Source organism: Escherichia sp. 94.0001, from assembly GCF_013369155.2.
Classification (GTDB): domain Bacteria; phylum Pseudomonadota; class Gammaproteobacteria; order Enterobacterales; family Enterobacteriaceae; genus Escherichia; species Escherichia coli_F.
Map to the genome: position 1 here is coordinate 44488 of NZ_JABWMS020000001.1, position 16843 is coordinate 61330.

General features: G+C 50.1%; 15 protein-coding genes. 10 read left to right on the forward strand and 5 right to left on the reverse strand.

The annotated features are described in order from the left end of the window. Positions 1–183 precede the first annotated feature (183 nt). Positions 184–2043 (forward strand): bifunctional glutathionylspermidine amidase/synthase, encoded by a 1860-nt coding sequence (gss, locus tag HEN33_RS00240; protein ID WP_001332914.1) that lies wholly within the window; start codon positions 184–186, stop codon positions 2041–2043. 291 nt (positions 2044–2334) lie between these two features. After that, positions 2335–3834 carry an inorganic phosphate transporter PitB gene (pitB, locus tag HEN33_RS00245; RefSeq protein ID WP_000933296.1) on the forward strand — a complete coding sequence of 500 codons (1500 nt, stop codon included), beginning with the start codon at positions 2335–2337 and terminating at the stop codon, positions 3832–3834. A gap of 48 nt (positions 3835–3882) precedes the next feature. Here the strand turns inward: pitB and HEN33_RS00250 are convergent, their stop codons facing one another. Further along, positions 3883–4575, reverse strand: coding sequence for a dTMP kinase (locus HEN33_RS00250; protein ID WP_001190762.1), 693 nt, complete (start codon positions 4573–4575; stop codon positions 3883–3885). A 173-nt stretch (positions 4576–4748) separates the two neighbouring features. Between HEN33_RS00250 and HEN33_RS00255 the strand changes: the two genes are divergently transcribed. From HEN33_RS00255 to lptG, 7 genes are read left to right on the forward strand one after another with little or no spacing between them, the layout of a single operon-like run. Next, on the forward strand, positions 4749–5462 hold the full coding sequence (locus HEN33_RS00255) for a dTMP kinase (protein WP_001076266.1): 714 nt from the start codon (positions 4749–4751) through the stop codon (positions 5460–5462). A gap of 30 nt (positions 5463–5492) precedes the next feature. Continuing rightward, a complete protein-coding gene (locus HEN33_RS00260) occupies positions 5493–6251 on the forward strand; it encodes a hypothetical protein (protein WP_000339526.1) in 759 nt (252 codons plus the stop codon). Positions 6252–6296: 45 nt separating this feature from the next. Further along, entirely contained in the window at positions 6297–7646 is a 1350-nt protein-coding gene (locus HEN33_RS00265) for a lipopolysaccharide biosynthesis protein (protein ID WP_000896872.1), read from the forward strand. Next, complete coding sequence (locus tag HEN33_RS00270; RefSeq protein ID WP_176263530.1) at positions 7646–8470, forward strand: hypothetical protein; 825 nt, start codon at positions 7646–7648, stop codon at positions 8468–8470. The genes HEN33_RS00265 and HEN33_RS00270 overlap by 1 nt, the downstream gene beginning before the upstream one ends. Before the next feature lie 11 nt (positions 8471–8481). Next, positions 8482–9042 carry a YtfJ family protein gene (locus HEN33_RS00275; protein WP_176263534.1) on the forward strand — a complete coding sequence of 187 codons (561 nt, stop codon included), beginning with the start codon at positions 8482–8484 and terminating at the stop codon, positions 9040–9042. 30 nt (positions 9043–9072) lie between these two features. Further along, positions 9073–10143 (forward strand): LPS export ABC transporter permease LptF, encoded by a 1071-nt coding sequence (gene lptF / locus HEN33_RS00280; RefSeq protein ID WP_000779656.1) that lies wholly within the window; start codon positions 9073–9075, stop codon positions 10141–10143. Further along, the gene (gene lptG, locus HEN33_RS00285; RefSeq protein WP_176263531.1) at positions 10140–11219 is read left to right on the forward strand and encodes an LPS export ABC transporter permease LptG; all 1080 of its coding nucleotides are present in this window, start codon (positions 10140–10142) and stop codon (positions 11217–11219) included. The genes lptF and lptG overlap by 4 nt, the downstream gene beginning before the upstream one ends. Positions 11220–11253: 34 nt before the next feature. Here the strand turns inward: lptG and spt are convergent, their stop codons facing one another. Genes spt through HEN33_RS00305 form a run of 4 tightly spaced genes read right to left on the reverse strand, consistent with a single transcriptional unit; the run spans position 11254 to position 15326 of the window. Continuing rightward, positions 11254–12426 carry a serine palmitoyltransferase gene (gene spt / locus HEN33_RS00290; RefSeq protein WP_176263532.1) on the reverse strand — a complete coding sequence of 391 codons (1173 nt, stop codon included), beginning with the start codon at positions 12424–12426 and terminating at the stop codon, positions 11254–11256. Beyond that, positions 12426–12674 carry an acyl carrier protein gene (locus HEN33_RS00295; protein WP_000248097.1) on the reverse strand — a complete coding sequence of 83 codons (249 nt, stop codon included), beginning with the start codon at positions 12672–12674 and terminating at the stop codon, positions 12426–12428. Before HEN33_RS00295 ends, spt begins: the two co-directional genes overlap by 1 nt. A 31-nt stretch (positions 12675–12705) precedes the next feature. Continuing rightward, positions 12706–13620: an NAD-dependent epimerase/dehydratase family protein gene (locus HEN33_RS00300; protein ID WP_176263533.1), complete on the reverse strand. Its 915-nt coding sequence runs from the start codon at positions 13618–13620 to the stop codon at positions 12706–12708. Further along, positions 13617–15326, reverse strand: a complete 1710-nt coding sequence (locus HEN33_RS00305; protein ID WP_105276749.1) for a fatty acyl-AMP ligase — start codon at positions 15324–15326, stop codon at positions 13617–13619. The genes HEN33_RS00300 and HEN33_RS00305 overlap by 4 nt, the downstream gene beginning before the upstream one ends. Before the next feature lie 371 nt (positions 15327–15697). Between HEN33_RS00305 and yghO the strand changes: the two genes are divergently transcribed. After that, positions 15698–16840, forward strand: coding sequence for a protein YghO (gene yghO, locus HEN33_RS00310; protein ID WP_176263326.1), 1143 nt, complete (start codon positions 15698–15700; stop codon positions 16838–16840). The last annotated feature ends 3 nt before the right edge of the window (positions 16841–16843 follow it).

The following is a 16843-nucleotide window of genomic DNA, read 5'->3' on the forward strand; positions in this document are numbered from 1 at the left end:
TAGTGTTGAAGCAGTGTAGCAGGTCACTTGCTGTACAGAATGTGAATTTTTTAACCCTTTGCGCCAGCCGCTGCGATGAGGTGTATGATTAGTCTGACCTCTGTCCGGTTAATGTCGCTGAGCAGGTAATCAGAGCACAACAATTACGCCAACTGCTTAGGTTGTATTGTTAAAGGTAAAGTGATGAGCAAAGGAACGACCAGCCAGGATGCCCCGTTCGGGACATTATTGGGCTACGCCCCAGGTGGGGTAGCAATCTACTCTTCAGATTACAGTTCTCTCGATCCGCAGGAATACGAAGATGACGCCGTATTCCGTAGCTATATCGACGACGAATATATGGGCCACAAATGGCAATGCGTTGAATTTGCTCGCCGTTTTCTCTTTCTGAATTACGGTGTGGTCTTCACTGACGTGGGTATGGCGTGGGAGATTTTCTCGCTGCGCTTCCTGCGTGAAGTGGTTAATGACAACATCCTGCCATTGCAGGCATTTCCTAACGGCTCGCCGCGTGCGCCGGTCGCGGGTGCGCTTCTTATCTGGGATAAAGGCGGTGAATTTAAAGACACTGGCCATGTCGCCATCATTACTCAATTGCATGGCAACAAAGTCCGTATTGCGGAACAGAACGTGATTCATTCCCCGTTACCGCAAGGGCAACAGTGGACACGCGAGCTGGAGATGGTGGTCGAAAACGGCTGCTATACCCTTAAAGACACGTTTGATGACACCACCATTCTGGGCTGGATGATCCAGACGGAAGATACCGACTACAGCTTACCGCAGCCGGAAATTGCAAGCGAGCTGCTGAAAATCAGCGGAGCGCGTCTGGAAAACAAAGGTCAGTTTGACGGTAAATGGCTGGATGAAAAAGATCCGCTACAAAATGCCTACGTGCAGGCCAACGGTCAGGTGATCAATCAGGATCCGTATCATTACTACACCATTACCGAGAGCGCAGAGCAGGAGCTGATTAAAGCCACCAACGAGCTGCACCTGATGTATCTTCACGCAACCGACAAGGTGCTAAAAGATGACAACCTGCTGGCGCTGTTCGACATTCCGAAAATCCTCTGGCCACGTTTGCGTCTCTCCTGGCAGCGTCGCCGTCACCATATGATCACCGGTCGTATGGATTTCTGCATGGACGAACGTGGCCTGAAGGTCTACGAATACAACGCCGATTCCGCCTCCTGTCATACCGAAGCGGGCTTGATCCTCGAACGTTGGGCGGAGCAGGGCTATAAAGGCAACGGCTTCAATCCTGCGGAAGGGCTGATTAACGAACTGGCTGGTGCCTGGAAACACAGTCGTGCACGTCCGTTTGTCCATATCATGCAGGACAAAGATATCGAGGAAAACTATCACGCGCAGTTTATGGAGCAGGCGCTGCACCAGGCGGGCTTTGAAACGCGTATCTTGCGTGGGTTGGATGAACTGGGCTGGGATGCTGCCGGGCAACTGATTGATGGGGAAGGGCGACTGGTTAACTGCGTGTGGAAAACCTGGGCGTGGGAAACCGCGTTTGATCAGATTCGTGAAGTTAGCGACCGTGAGTTTGCTGCGGTGCCGATCCGTACCGGTCATCCGCAAAATGAAGTGCGTTTAATTGACGTATTGCTGCGCCCAGAAGTGCTGGTCTTTGAGCCGCTGTGGACGGTGATCCCCGGCAACAAAGCGATTCTGCCGATCCTCTGGTCGCTGTTCCCGCACCATCGTTACCTACTGGATACCGATTTCTCCGTGAATGATGAACTGGTGAAAACAGGTTACGCAGTGAAACCGATCGCCGGTCGCTGTGGCAGTAACATCGACCTCGTCAGCCATCATGAAGAGGTGCTGGACAAAACCAGCGGTAAATTTGCCGAGCAGAAAAACATTTACCAGCAACTGTGGTGCTTGCCGAAAGTGGACGGTAAATACATCCAGGTATGTACTTTCACCGTTGGCGGCAACTACGGCGGTACTTGCTTGCGCGGTGATGAATCACTGGTCATCAAAAAAGAGAGTGATATTGAACCGTTAATTGTCGTGAAAGAGTAATAGATGTTGTAGCAGCCCCGTACTGATTATGAAGAATAATCAGTGCGGGGATTAATCAAAATATTCAATATTTATATATTTCAATATTTATTCATTTCATATGTGAATATATTAACCAGCAGAATACCTGTGTTCTAATTATTTTTAAATATTTTGAATGAATGCTTATTGTCTGATACACAAGAAATAACACTCTTTTTATCGTTAAAAGATGATATTTCACTTTGCCCACGCCGTGAAAGTCACTGATAATGCGTCCGTTCGTAAATTCAAAATGGCGTAATCTAATATATGCTAAATTTATTTGTTGGCCTTGATATATACACAGGGCTTTTGTTATTACTTGCTCTGGCATTTGTGTTGTTCTACGAAGCAATCAATGGTTTTCATGACACGGCGAATGCGGTGGCAACCGTTATTTATACTCGTGCCATGCAGCCACAGCTTGCCGTGGTGATGGCGGCATTTTTTAACTTTTTTGGCGTATTGCTAGGCGGACTTAGCGTTGCCTATGCCATTGTCCATATGTTGCCAACCGATTTGTTGCTGAATATGGGGTCAACTCACGGCCTGGCGATGGTCTTTTCCATGCTGCTGGCGGCGATTATCTGGAACCTGGGAACGTGGTTCTTTGGTTTACCGGCCTCCAGTTCGCATACCTTGATTGGTGCGATTATCGGCATCGGTTTAACCAACGCGCTGTTAACCGGCTCATCGGTGATGGATGCGTTAAACCTGCGTGAAGTGACCAAAATTTTCTCCTCGCTGATTGTTTCCCCTATCGTCGGCCTGGTCATTGCGGGAGGCCTGATATTCCTGCTGCGCCGCTACTGGAGCGGGACGAAAAAGCGTGACCGTATTCACCGCATTCCGGAAGATCGCAAAAAGAAAAAAGGCAAACGTAAGCCACCATTCTGGACGCGTATTGCGCTGATTGTTTCCGCTGCGGGCGTGGCGTTTTCGCACGGCGCGAACGACGGGCAGAAAGGGATCGGACTGGTGATGCTGGTACTGGTGGGGATTGCTCCTGCTGGTTTCGTCGTCAATATGAATGCGTCCGGCTATGAAATTACCCGTACCCGCGATGCCGTCACCAACTTTGAACACTATCTGCAACAGCATCCTGAACTGCCGCAGAAGTTGATTGCGATGGAACCTCCATTGCCTGCGGCATCGACTGATGGCACGCAAGTAACGGAGTTTCATTGTCATCCGGCAAATACCTTTGATGCGATTGCGCGCGTTAAAACGATGTTGCCAGGTAATATGGAAAGCTACGAGCCGTTAAGCGTGAGTCAGCGCAGCCAGCTGCGCCGCATTATGCTGTGCATCTCTGATACCTCTGCGAAGCTGGCGAAACTGCCAGGCGTCAGTAAAGAAGATCAGAACCTGCTGAAAAAACTGCGCAGCGATATGTTAAGCACCATTGAGTACGCTCCGGTGTGGATCATCATGGCGGTAGCACTGGCGCTCGGCATTGGCACCATGATTGGCTGGCGTCGTGTAGCGATGACCATCGGTGAGAAGATTGGTAAGCGCGGCATGACGTATGCGCAAGGCATGGCGGCACAAATGACGGCGGCAGTGTCTATCGGCCTTGCCAGTTATATTGGGATGCCCGTCTCCACAACGCACGTCCTCTCGTCTGCGGTAGCAGGGACGATGGTGGTGGACGGCGGTGGGTTACAGCGTAAAACGGTAACCAGCATCCTGATGGCGTGGGTGTTTACTTTACCGGCGGCGATTTTTCTGTCTGGTGGGTTGTACTGGATAGCATTGCAGTTGATTTAACCTTCCTGAAAATGCCCGGTCCTGGCGATCGGGCATTTCCATTTTTGACTAGTGATAACCACACGCGGTCATAAAATCCGTAATCGCTTTTTCTGCATCAACCAGCACCTTTTCCAGTGGCTGATTGGCGTCGATATCAACCAGTTGTGCACCACCAAAGGTTAACTGTGGCGTTATGGCAATCTTTCTCGCCAGCGATTCCCGTTTATGGTCGGGTTTACGCGCGCAGGCAACTTCAAGGTCAACATTGAGTTTGATGACCAGATCAGGCTTATGGCTCGCCATCCAGTGAAATGCTTTACGTTCCTGGCTTGCCAGCCATGAGACAAACCGGCCGCCTTCAACGTTAGGTGGGAACACCGTACCATCGTAAGCGCCAGGAATTTGGTCCTGAGGATAACGATCGGTTAAGACAATCAGCCCGCGACGACGGCAGGCGAGCATATGACGAAAGCGTAACAGTCGGCGGGCGACGAAAGCGGTGATCACCAGGGCCGGAACCGGACCCGGCAATTTTTTTGCCGTTTTCACTTCATTTTTTTCAATAGTCTTGTGCAGAGACTTTCCCATCAACGGTAATTTTGTCACTGCACGACCGACATTTCCGGCCTGTTTTCCTAAATGAACTCTTTCGGCAGCACCATATTTTTCGACAACGGTAATAAGATGTTCACACACCGTTGACTTGCCTGAACCATCGCTACCAATAACGGCAATTAATGGAGGTGTTATTGACTGCATGAATATATCCTTAAATTTAAATATCCATCCAAAATATTTATTTGGTTAATATGTTTTTATGAAAGCGTAATTCAGGTCAATGTCACAATTAACCATTGTCACAATAAGGTTGAACGGATATTCTGAGCACGGACCACGTAATATTCAATACATTATTTGCTGCCGGGTTTTTCGTGAATCAACGTAATATGTCAATAATTAATTCCACGCCAGTGCGTGTTATTGCCATTGTAGGATGTGATGGTTCAGGTAAATCGACCCTCACGGCAAGCCTGGTAAATGAACTGGCAGCAACAATGCCAACAGAACACATTTATCTCGGGCAATCGTCCGGGCGAATTGGCGAATGGATTTCACAGCTCCCTGTTATTGGCGCACCTTTTGGGCGTTATCTGCGAAGTAAAGCGGCACATGTGCACGAAAAGCCCTCCACACCGCCTGGCAATATTACTGCGCTGGTTATCTATCTGCTTTCCTGCTGGCGGGCGTATAAGTTTCGCAAAATGTTGTGTAAAAGCCAGCAAGGCTATCTGCTCATCACCGACCGCTACCCGCAGGTTGAAGTGCCGGGTTTTCGCTTTGATGGCCCGCAACTGGCAAAAAACACGGGCGGTAACGGCTGGATAAAAATGTTAAGACAGCGCGAGCTCAAACTTTACCAATGGATGGCGTCTTATTTGCCCGTATTGTTGATTCGTCTTGGCATTGATGAACAAACCGCGTTTGCGCGTAAACCTGACCACCAACTGGCGGCGCTACAGGAAAAAATCGCTGTTACGCCGCAACTGACATTCAATGGTGCAAAGATCCTTGAACTGGATGGTCGGCAACCAGCCGATGAAATTCTGCAAGCGTCACTACGCGCAATTCACGCCGCGCTTTCCTGATCACCAAATGGATAGGGGATGATTTAACGAATGGATGCACTACAAACACAAACTGTTAATAGTACAACCGCGCCGCAGCCCAACTACATTCCGGGGCTGATTGCGGTGGTCGGGTGTGATGGCACCGGTAAATCCACACTGACCACTGACCTGGTGAAATCGCTGCAACAACACTGGCAAACCGAGCGCCGCTATCTGGGGCTGCTCTCCGGCGAAGACGGCGACAAAATCAAACGGTTGCCGCTCGTTGGCGTCTGGCTGGAACGGCGACTGGCGGCCAAATCCTCGAAAACCCAAAGCATGAAAACCAAATCTCCGGCGCTATGGGCGGCGGTGATTATGTACTGCTTCTCGCTGCGAAGAATGGCGAATCTACGCAAGGTTCAGCGACTGGCGCAAAGTGGCGTTCTGGTGGTCAGCGATCGCTTCCCGCAGGCTGAAATTTCGGGCTTTTATTATGACGGACCGGGGATTGGCGTCGAGCGTGCGACCGGGAAAATCAGCATGTTTCTGGCACAGCGCGAACGGCGTTTATACCAAAAAATGGCGCAATACCGTCCTGAATTAATTATTCGTTTGGGGATTGATATTGATACTGCCATCTCCCGCAAGCCTGACCATGACTATGCCGAGCTGCAGGACAAAATCGGTGTCATGTCGACGATTGGCTATAACGGCACAAAAATTCTTGAGATTGATTCCAGAGCGCCCTACAGCGAAGTGCTGGAACAGGCACAGAAGGCGGTTTCTCTGGTTGCAATCGTTTCTGACCGCCGAAGTTTAACTTAAGGTTGGCGGGATACTTTTTACTATCAACGATAAGGTCAGGCTGAATTGGCGGGGTTTAACATCAAACATTGGTTTGCAGATGGCGCGTTTCGCACCATTATTCGCAATAGCGCCTGGTTAGGCTCCAGTAATGTCGTGAGCGCTTTGCTGGGTCTGTTGGCGCTCTCGTGTGCCGGTAAAGGGATGACGCCCGCCATGTTTGGCGTACTGGTGATTGTGCAATCGTACGCCAAGTCGATCAGCGATTTTATTAAGTTTCAGACATGGCAGCTGGTGGTTCAGTACGGAACGCCAGCCTTGACCAATAATAATCCGCAGCAATTTCGCAATGTCGTCTCATTTTCCTTCTCGTTGGATATCGTCAGCGGCGCGGTGGCGATTGTCGGCGGCATTGCCTTACTCCCTTTTCTTTCCCATTCATTAGGTCTGGATGACCAAAGCTTTTGGCTGGCAGCGCTGTATTGCACGCTCATTCCTTCAATGGCTTCCTCCACACCGACCGGCATTCTGCGTGCGGTAGATCGCTTCGATTTGATTGCTGTACAGCAGGCGACGAAACCTTTTCTGCGCGCAGCGGGGAGCGTCGTAGCCTGGTATTTTGATTTTGGTTTTGCGGGTTTTGTTATTGCCTGGTACGCATCGAATCTGGTTGGCGGCACCATGTACTGGTGGTTTGCCGCGCGCGAATTACGCCGCAGAAATATCCATAACGCCTTCAAATTGAATCTGTTTGAGTCTGCCCGACACATTAAAGGCGCGTGGAGTTTTGTCTGGTCAACCAACATTGCCCACTCCATCTGGTCGGCACGTAACTCGTGCAGCACAGTGTTGGTGGGGATCGTGTTAGGACCCGCTGCCGCCGGGTTATTTAAAATCGCCATGACATTCTTCGATGCCGCCGGAACGCCAGCGGGTTTACTGGGCAAAAGTTTTTACCCAGAGGTGATGCGTTTAGATCCGCGCACCACCAGACCGTGGTTGTTAGGCGTGAAGTCCGGTTTACTGGCGGGCGGAATCGGTATTCTGGTGGCGCTCGCGGTGTTGATCGTCGGCAAGCCGCTCATTTCGCTGGTGTTTGGCGTTAAGTATCTCGAAGCGTATGACCTGATTCAGGTGATGCTTGGCGCAATTGTGATTTCGATGCTGGGCTTCCCACAGGAGTCATTGCTATTGATGGCGGGAAAACAGCGCGCTTTTCTCGTGGCGCAAACCATCGCCTCAATCGGCTACATCGTATTGCTGTTCATGTTCTGTCATCTGTTTGGCGTGCTGGGGGCTGCATTTGCTTACTTCGGTGGGCAATGTCTGGATGTGGTGCTCTCGTTAATTCCAACCTTAAAGGCATTTTTTCAGCGCCATTCCTTGCTTTATAACGCAGCCGGAGAGAAATCCTGATGATGAGAAAATATTTCCCGCTTGAGGCGAGCGAGCGTCTATTTATTGCAGTTGAAGAAGATGATGTCGTTGATGCGCAGGTCAGTTTACCGCCGACTATCGCAACAGGTTGTACCACCGAAATCATTCATGATAATTACGCGTTATGCCTGCAATTCTGGCTGAATGGCGTTGATCGTCAGGAATTACTGCGTTTAATCCACAAACAAGCCAAAGGCGAGGGGCTTACGGCTGACGAGCGTAAACAGTTTAAATATATGCGGGCGCGTTATAAGCATCTACGTTTTGCCCAACGGTTGTATTTAAAAAAGCATCAGGCCGGATTTTTATTTGGCAAAACGACCGTTTTTCTTGGACGTTTTCAGGACGGCTTTCGTAACGGTAAGAAAAATATTGTGTCGTTTTACGGCAACCTTTTACGGATTTATTTAAGCTCTCCGGTCTGGTTGTTGGTGAACTATTCATTACGCCATAGCCAGTTAGAAAGCGTAAGCGGTTTTATTGCCTATCGGCAAAAGCAAATGCACCTCCTGAAAGAGATTATTGCCAAACCACGGCTAACTGGCAGGGAATTTCATAATGTACGAAAAATAATCAGCCAGCAGGTTTCTTATTACGACACCCTAAGATCGCTTGATCCTGAAAATAAAGAAGCGTTACAGATTTCCCGCTTCCTCGCCGCCATTAATGGCCTGATGGGTGATAAACACGACGACATGGTGGCGGATGATATGGAAAACCGCCAGTCGTATGATGCACCGATGGCGCTGGATAGCGATATTCGTCAGCGCTTAGAACTGCTGATTTCGCGTTTTCCGCTATAACCGGAGCAATGATGTCATCTCGTTTGATTATTGCGCTGATTATCATGCTCTTAGCCCCGGGTGTGCAGGCGCACAATTTCGTCACTGGTAAAATGGTTACCCCTGTTTATATCCAGGAAGGCGGCGAGCTGCTTCTGAATAGCGACGACGAAATTCACTACCAAAAGTGGAACAGCACACAGCTGGCGGGAAAAGTCCGCATTATTCAGTATATCGCCGGGCGTAAGTCGGCGAAGAAAAAGAACTCACTGTTAATTAAAGCGGTTGAAGCGGCAAACTTTCCGCAGGATCGTTTTCAGCCCACCACCATTGTGAACACCGATGATGCCATCTTTGGTACTGGCTATTTTGTCGTTGGCAAAATCGAAAAAAATAAACGCCGCTATCCGTGGGCGCAATTCGTTATTGACGGCAATGGACAGGGACGCGTTGCCTGGCGGTTGCCGGAGCAGAGTTCAACCATTCTGGTGCTGAATAAAGCCGGGCAAATTCAGTGGGCAAAGGACGGCAGCCTGACGCCGGAAGAGGTAGATCATGTCATTGCGCTGGCGCAGAAGCTGATCAATGAATAAAAAACTCAAAGGATTGAGGGCGTTAGTGAGATGAAGCTGGTTGAACACTACATCATGCGTGGTACGCGCCGTCTGGTGCTGATTATCGTCGGTTTTCTGATCTTTATTTTCGCCAGCTACTCCGCACAGCGTTATCTGACCGAAGCGGCAAATGGGACATTAGCTCTTGATGTTGTGCTGGATATTGTTTTCTACAAGGTGCTGATTGCACTGGAGATGTTGTTACCTGTTGGACTGTATGTGTCAGTTGGCGTGACGCTAGGGCAGATGTATACCGACTCGGAAATTACCGCTATTTCTGCGGCGGGGGGGAGTCCGGGACGCTTGTACAAAGCCGTTCTTTATCTGGCGATACCGCTAAGTATTTTTGTCACCCTTCTGTCGATGTATGGTCGTCCGTGGGCTTATGCGCAGATTTATCAACTGGAGCAACAGTCGCAGTCGGAGCTGGATGTTCGCCAGTTGCGGGCAAAGAAATTTAACACTAACGATAACGGACGAATGATCCTTTCGCAGACGGTTGATCAGGATAATAATCGCCTGACTGACGTGCTGATTTATACTTCTACTGCCAATCGAACCCGTATTTTCCGCGCCCGTTCGGTTGATGTAGTTGACCCATCACCCGAGAAACCGACCGTTATGTTGCATAACGGGACCGCCTATCTTCTCGATCATCAGGGGCGTGACGACAACGAACAGATCTACCGTAATCTGCAATTGCATCTGAATCCGCTGGATCAAAGCCCTAACGTCAAACGCAAAGCAAAATCGGTCACGGAGTTGGCGCGCTCCGCCTTTCCTGCCGATCATGCCGAACTGCAATGGCGACAAAGCCGTGGCCTGACAGCATTGTTGATGGCGCTGCTGGCCATTTCATTAAGTCGGGTAAAACCGCGGCAAGGGCGATTTTCAACGTTATTGCCACTGACGTTGCTGTTTGTTGCGATTTTTTATGGCGGCGACGTCTGCCGTACGCTGGTGGCTAACGGCGCGATTCCCCTCATTCCTGGTTTGTGGTTAGTACCCGGACTCATGCTAATGGGCCTGCTGATGCTGGTCGCACGCGACTTCTCTTTGCTGCAGAAATTTTCCCGATGAATGTTTTCAGTCGCTATTTAATCCGTCATCTCTTTCTCGGTTTTGCCGCCGCCGCAGGGCTATTGCTGCCGCTTTTTACCACCTTCAACCTGATTAACGAACTGGATGATGTCAGCCCGGGTGGTTATCGCTGGACTCAGGCGGTGCTGGTGGTGCTGATGACCTTACCGCGCACACTGGTCGAACTTTCGCCGTTTATCGCCTTATTGGGAGGGATTGTCGGCCTGGGGCAGTTATCGAAAAACAGTGAGCTTACCGCCATTCGCAGCACGGGGTTTTCTATCTTCCGTATTGCACTGGTGGCGCTGGTTGCCGGGATATTGTGGACTGTTTCATTAGGCGCGATAGATGAGTGGGTGGCGTCGCCATTGCAGCAACAGGCGCTGCAAATCAAATCGACTGCCACTGCGTTGGGGGAGGACGATGACATTACCGGCAATATGCTGTGGGCCAGGCGTGGTAATGAATTTGTGACGGTGAAATCGCTGAACGAGCAGGGCCAGCCGGTGGGCGTGGAGATTTTTCATTACCGTGACGATCTCTCGCTCGAATCCTACATTTACGCGCGCAGTGCCACCATTGAAGACGACAAAACGTGGACCCTGCATGGTGTGAATCATAAAAAATGGCTGAACGGCAAAGAAACGCTGGAAACATTAGATAATCTTGCCTGGCAATCGGCCTTCACTAGTATGAATCTTGAAGAGTTATCGATGCCGGGGAATACTTTTTCTGTTCGTCAGCTTAATCATTACATCCATTATTTGCAGGAAACCGGGCAACCCAGCAGTGAATACCGCCTTGCACTGTGGGAAAAACTGGGACAACCCATCTTGACCCTGGCGATGATTTTGCTGGCTGTGCCGTTTACCTTTAGTGCCCCGCGTTCGCCTGGGATGGGGAGCCGTCTCGCTGTAGGCGTCATCGTGGGCTTACTCACCTGGATCAGCTATCAAATTATGGTCAATCTGGGATTGCTATTTGCGTTGAGCGCACCTGTTACCGCGCTCGGTTTACCGATAGCGTTTATGCTGGTGGCGTTGAGCCTGGTGTATTGGTATGACAGTCAACATTAAACCCGCCGTGGCGCAGCACCACAGCGGGCTCACATTACTGCTTCAGAGTAGCAAATGCCTGAATGATGGCATCGATTTGCTCACGAGTGTGGGCAGCGTTTACGCTACAGCGCAGCAGCGTGATGCCTGCAGGCGCGGCAGGTGGCAGGATAAGATTCACATAAACGCCCAGCGAAATAAGCTCGCGCCAGATGCGTAAACCTTCCTCTTTCGAACCGATTATTACTGGCACTACCGGGCTAATATGTGAACTTAACTCGTAACCCAGTTTTTGCAGACCGTCATACAGATGGTTGGCGTTATCCATCAGCTTTTGCCGCAACTCTGGTTGTGAGGCAATGGTTCTTAACGACGAGCGCACGGTCGCAATGCAGGACGGAGAAGGAGAGGCGGTAAAAATATACGGGCGGCTGCCGTAGCGCAGCACTTCCATCGCTTCCGAACCGACAGCAAAACCGCCAATCGAGGCCAGACTTTTACTGAAAGTACCAACGATAATATCCACATCATCTTCAACGCCAACGGCTTCAGCCAGTCCGCGCCCCGTTGCGCCTAACACGCCAAACGAATGCGCTTCATCGACAATCAAATAACCACCGAGACGACGTTTGATATCAACAATTTCCGCCAGCGGCGCAACGTCACCGAGCATACTGTAGATGCCTTCAACGATGATAATCGCCTCTTTTGCCCGTTCACCGAGGCGAACCATGCGCCGTTCCAGATCTTTAGCATCGTTATGGCGGAAACGAATAATTTCCGCTCCACCGAGAGAACAGGCGTCATAAATACTGGCGTGGCTGTCGGCATCCAGTAACACTACGGCGTTATGGTCGGCAAGCGCGCTGATGACGCCTAAATTCGCGGTATAACCGGTTGAAAAAACGATAGCGGTAGGGCGATTGAAAAACTCGGCAATTTCTTTCTCTAACGCCAGATGTGGCGCATAGCTGCCGTTTGCCATACGAGAACCGGTAGTGCCGGTGCCTTGGGCCGCTAACGCTGCCTGACCTTCGGCGATGGCATCATGATTGAAGGTTAAACCGAGATAATTATTGGTCCCGGCCAGGATCACGTTTTTATCGCCGATCCGGCCTTCGGTGGCGGAATACACTTCATCAATACAGGTACCAAACGGCGTTAACCCGTTGTCACTAAATTGCAGTCGCTCGCCAGCAAGGCGCGCATATTTATCGTATAGCCCCATTATTTATTCTCCAGCCATGGAAGTAGAGTTTCCATTAATTGCGCAGGGGTTTTGACATCCAGCAGAATATTAATAGGAATGGAAATATCGAATCTGTCTTCCAGCATCATTAAGAGATCCATCACTTTGATCGACTCCAGGCCAAGATCGTTGACGAGATCGCTGTCGGGCTTAATTTCCACACCGTTTTCGACCAAATCCTGTAAACAGGAAAGGATGTAATCCATTACTATTTCACGATTTACCATAGAAACGTTAACACACCTTTAAACAAGACAATCAAAATAGCCCGCTGCGTAATGCGTGTTCCAGGCTAATCCCGGGAAACCAATTAATATCTTCAGAAATACGGTTATTACTTGCTGACCAGTCGGCGTGGGTTAATTCACGGATTTTCGAGCGGGTCAGCATAGGTTCTTTACCTGCCAGGCGACTCAACGCAGTACTGATATCCGCAAGGCAGGTGAGTACCGACAGAGGAATACCAACCATTCGAACGGAACCGCAACGGGCGTCGGCGGCAAGTTGCTGTACGCGTTGCCAGTCATAGCCGCCGGCGACGCCATCGCATAATTCATAGGTTTGCGTTTGTACAGTTTCGGCGCTTAACCACTGCCCCACGGCTTGCGCGAAATCGGTGACGTGCAGGAAAGAGAGCTGTGTATCTGGCGCACCAAGTCGTGGCAGCAGGCCGCGCAGCATCCAGTCAAACAGCGGTTTTAACTCTTTATCGCCGGGACCATACACGGCTGTCGGGCGAAAAATGCCCAGCGTAATTTCGTCAGCCATTGCGGTCAGTCGTTGTTCGGCGACGTGTTTGGAATTTGCGTACCAGGAGAGTTCGGGATGGCGCGCCGCCAGCGAAGAGATAAACAGAAAACGTTGGCAAAAGCCGCTCTCTTTTGCCGCTTGCATCAGGCGCAGGCTGCCGTCAACGTTACAGCGGGTAAAAATCTCTTCTTTGTGTCCGCGCACTTGCCCGGCGCAATGGACCACCGCGCTGGCTCCGGCAACCAGTTCCCTAAGCGAATGTGTATCTTCCAGCGAACCGCGCACCCAGATGAGATTATCATTGACGTGAGCGCGGGCAGTACGCGTCAATGCGCGAACGTGAAAGCCGCGGGCGAGCAGGTTATCGATAATATATTTACCGATAAACCCGGTAGCGCCCGTCACCGCGACAGTTTGATTCATGCCATGGATTCCTGCACATGAAGGCTTGCAGCATAACGTTTTTTCGCTTCCGCACGGGCAGGCTTGCCGGAGGACGTTCGGGGAATACTGTGGGGCGGCAACAGATCGATAGCCGCTGTTACGCCAAATTCGCTTTGGATCCGTGCTGCCAGTGCGTGGATAAGCTGCCCACGACGTTCTTCGTCGCTGATCCTACACTGGATCTGCAAAATGATTTTTTCCTGGGCGGTAACAAAAGCAATCGCATCGCCAGAATGAATTTCCGGTTCCTGTTCCGCAATATATTCAATATCCTGCGGCCAGATATTACGGCCGCGAATAATAATCAGATCTTTAATGCGCCCGGTGACATACAGATAACCGTCCAGCAGATAACCGAGGTCGCCGGTATCTAACCAGCCCGTCGCGGCAATCTCGTCTTGCGAAACCTGGTCGCCAAAGTAACCGCTCATCAGGCTGGGGCCGGAGATGCAAATATGGCCTACCACACGTTCCGCGACCGGCATACCTGCTTCATTGCGGATTTCAATGCCATGTTCCGGCAACGCTTTACCGCAGTTGACGAAAGTCGATACGGCGCGTGTTTCAGCACCCGGCGCGACGGCTTTGCCCTGATATTCAAGGATGTCGCGATCCACTTCGTTAACCACAACCCCGGAGGCTTCATCAGAGAAGCTGACAGCCAGCGCATTTTCTGCCAGTCCGTAGCACGGCATGAAAGTTTTATCGTCAAAGTTAACCTGACGGAAACATTCAGCGAATTGATGGAGTTGTTCTGCGGAGATCGGCTCAGCACCAATACCAGCAACGCGCCAGCAGGAAAGATCCAGTTCAGCGAGATCTTTTTCATTCACGCGGCGCTGGCACAATTCATAGCCAAACGGCGGCGCAACGGAAACGGTGCCGCGATTTTTACTGATCAATTTAAGCCATTGCAGAGGACGCATGGCAAAATCCTGAGTGCGCAAATAATCTACTGAGAGCTGCGTGGCGACGGGGGTCAGGAGAAAGCCGACCAGTCCCATATCATGGTAGAAAGGCAGCCAGGAGACGCAGCGGTCGCCAGGGCGTAATTTTATGCCATCGTGGCTTATAGCACGTAGATTAGCCATCACTTCGCGATGGGTGATAATGACGCCACGGGGAAAACGGGTGCTGCCGGAGGTGTACTGGAGGTAGGCGATATCGTTCGGAACTGGACGCTGGAGTACAACATCGGCTTCCGGTAATGCCTTAAACCAGGCGTGGCTTAAAACATGTAATTCGGGGTTGTTATGCGTAGCAGCATTGACCAGTGGCAACCACTCATCACCAGTGATAATGGCTGCGGGCTGGCAACTTGCCAGTAAACCCTGCAGTTTGGCGCTCCAGGAATCCCGCTGACCGACGCCCATTGGAATTGCCAACGGGACGGCGACTAAGCCGGCATACTGGCAGGCAAAAAAAGCCTCTACAAACCCGCTACTCGTTTCGGCAATCAGCGCCACGCGATCGCCTTTTTTCAGATTCAGTGATAACAACCGCTTCGCACCAGCTTCGGCACGCGCTTTTAACGTCTGATATTCCAGTTGATCTTCAAGTTGGCAACGTCTGTCATAAAAATTCATTCCGGCGCTACTCAGAGCGGCGTAGTCCAAAGCATCAACCAGCGTTGGAAAATCGGCATAGCGCATAGGTAGGGAATGCGTAAAGATGTTATTAGACATATACACCACGAAAAAAATTGGATATCAGAAATAAAATGACAATAATGCGGTGGATTATATAGGCATAAAAGATAAATGAGATAGTATTTTCATCGGTGCGATATTGAACATTGATTTAAATAATAGGTTTGGCTTTGTTGTTTTTATTGTGAATGATATTTAATTTATGAATATATTAAGAAGAAGCCTTGTTTGGTTGCCTTAAATCGACAAAAGGCATTGAGGCGCTTCTGTGTAGTCTCTGACCTTATCTTAATTATTAATAAATACTATTTATTCTTTGTTTGTATTCATTGGGTTGATTATTAAGATGCCGTTCGTTGCTGTTGCAATCTGTTTGTCACCGTTAATTATTTGTTATCCACAGAGATATGGAATGCGATCTGCTGATGATTAAAATTGAAAAAGTAATTAATAAAAATGACCTTAAGGCATTTATCGCTTTTCCGTCATCACTTTATCCCGATGATCCAAACTGGATACCCCCTTTGTTCATTGAACGCAGCGAGCATTTGTCGGCGAAGAATCCGGGGACGGACCATATTATCTGGCAGGCGTGGGTAGCAAAAAAAGCGGGGCAGATAGTCGGGCGGATTACCGCGCAAATCGATACCTTGCACCGCGAGCGTTACGGTGACGATACCGGTCATTTTGGCATGATTGACTCCATTGATGATCCGCAGGTTTTTGCCGCTTTGTTTGGCGCAGCGGAAGCATGGTTGAAGTTACAAGGTGCCAGTATGATCAGCGGGCCTTTCAGCCTGAATATCAATCAGGAAAGCGGATTACTGATTGAAGGTTTCGACACTCCGTCCTGTGCGATGATGCCGCACGGTAAACCGTGGTATGCCGCGCATATTGAACAATTGGGTTATCACAAAGGTATTGATTTACTGGCGTGGTGGATGCAACGAACCGATCTCACTTTCTCTCCGACGCTAAAAAAACTTATGGATCAGGTACGCAAAAAGGTGACCATTCGTTGCATCAATCGTCAGCGGTTTGCCGAAGAGATGCAGATCCTGCGTGAGATTTTCAACTCTGGCTGGCAGCACAACTGGGGATTTGTGCCGTTTACCGAACATGAATTCGCTACCATGGGCGATCAACTAAAGTATCTGGTGCCGGACGATATGATCTACGTCGCCGAGATTGATTCTGCTCCCTGCGCGTTTATAGTCGGCTTGCCGAACATCAACGAGGCGATTGCCGATCTGAACGGATCGCTCTTTCCCTTCGGCTGGGCAAAATTGCTGTGGCGCTTAAAAGTCAGCGGTGTGCGAACTGCGCGAGTGCCGCTGATGGGCGTGCGTGACGAGTATCAGTTCAGCCGCATCGGCCCGGTGATTGCGCTGTTATTGATTGAAGCCTTACGCGATCCGTTTGCTCGCCGGAAGATCGATGCGCTGGAAATGTCATGGATCCTCGAAACCAATACAGGCATGAATAACATGCTGGAACGCATTGGAGCGGAGCCGTACAAGCGTTACCGATTGTATGAAAAGCAGATTTGATGG

Bases quoted from the DNA above. Each gene is read 5' to 3' on its own strand.
- HEN33_RS00305 (WP_105276749.1), bottom strand. From the start codon at position 15,326: ATGTCTAATAACATCTTTACGCATTCCCTACCTATGCGCTATGCCGAT.
- lptG (WP_176263531.1), top strand. From the start codon at position 10,140: ATGAATGTTTTCAGTCGCTATTTAATCCGTCATCTCTTTCTCGGTTTT.
- HEN33_RS00295 (WP_000248097.1), bottom strand. From the start codon at position 12,674: ATGGTAAATCGTGAAATAGTAATGGATTACATCCTTTCCTGTTTACAG.
- yghO (WP_176263326.1), top strand. From the start codon at position 15,698: ATGGAATGCGATCTGCTGATGATTAAAATTGAAAAAGTAATTAATAAA.
- HEN33_RS00270 (WP_176263530.1), top strand. From the start codon at position 7,646: ATGATGAGAAAATATTTCCCGCTTGAGGCGAGCGAGCGTCTATTTATT.
- HEN33_RS00260 (WP_000339526.1), top strand. From the start codon at position 5,493: ATGGATGCACTACAAACACAAACTGTTAATAGTACAACCGCGCCGCAG.
- HEN33_RS00300 (WP_176263533.1), bottom strand. From the start codon at position 13,620: ATGAATCAAACTGTCGCGGTGACGGGCGCTACCGGGTTTATCGGTAAA.
- HEN33_RS00275 (WP_176263534.1), top strand. From the start codon at position 8,482: ATGTCATCTCGTTTGATTATTGCGCTGATTATCATGCTCTTAGCCCCG.
- pitB (WP_000933296.1), top strand. From the start codon at position 2,335: ATGCTAAATTTATTTGTTGGCCTTGATATATACACAGGGCTTTTGTTA.
- gss (WP_001332914.1), top strand. From the start codon at position 184: ATGAGCAAAGGAACGACCAGCCAGGATGCCCCGTTCGGGACATTATTG.
- HEN33_RS00250 (WP_001190762.1), bottom strand. From the start codon at position 4,575: ATGCAGTCAATAACACCTCCATTAATTGCCGTTATTGGTAGCGATGGT.
- spt (WP_176263532.1), bottom strand. From the start codon at position 12,426: ATGGGGCTATACGATAAATATGCGCGCCTTGCTGGCGAGCGACTGCAA.
- lptF (WP_000779656.1), top strand. From the start codon at position 9,073: ATGAAGCTGGTTGAACACTACATCATGCGTGGTACGCGCCGTCTGGTG.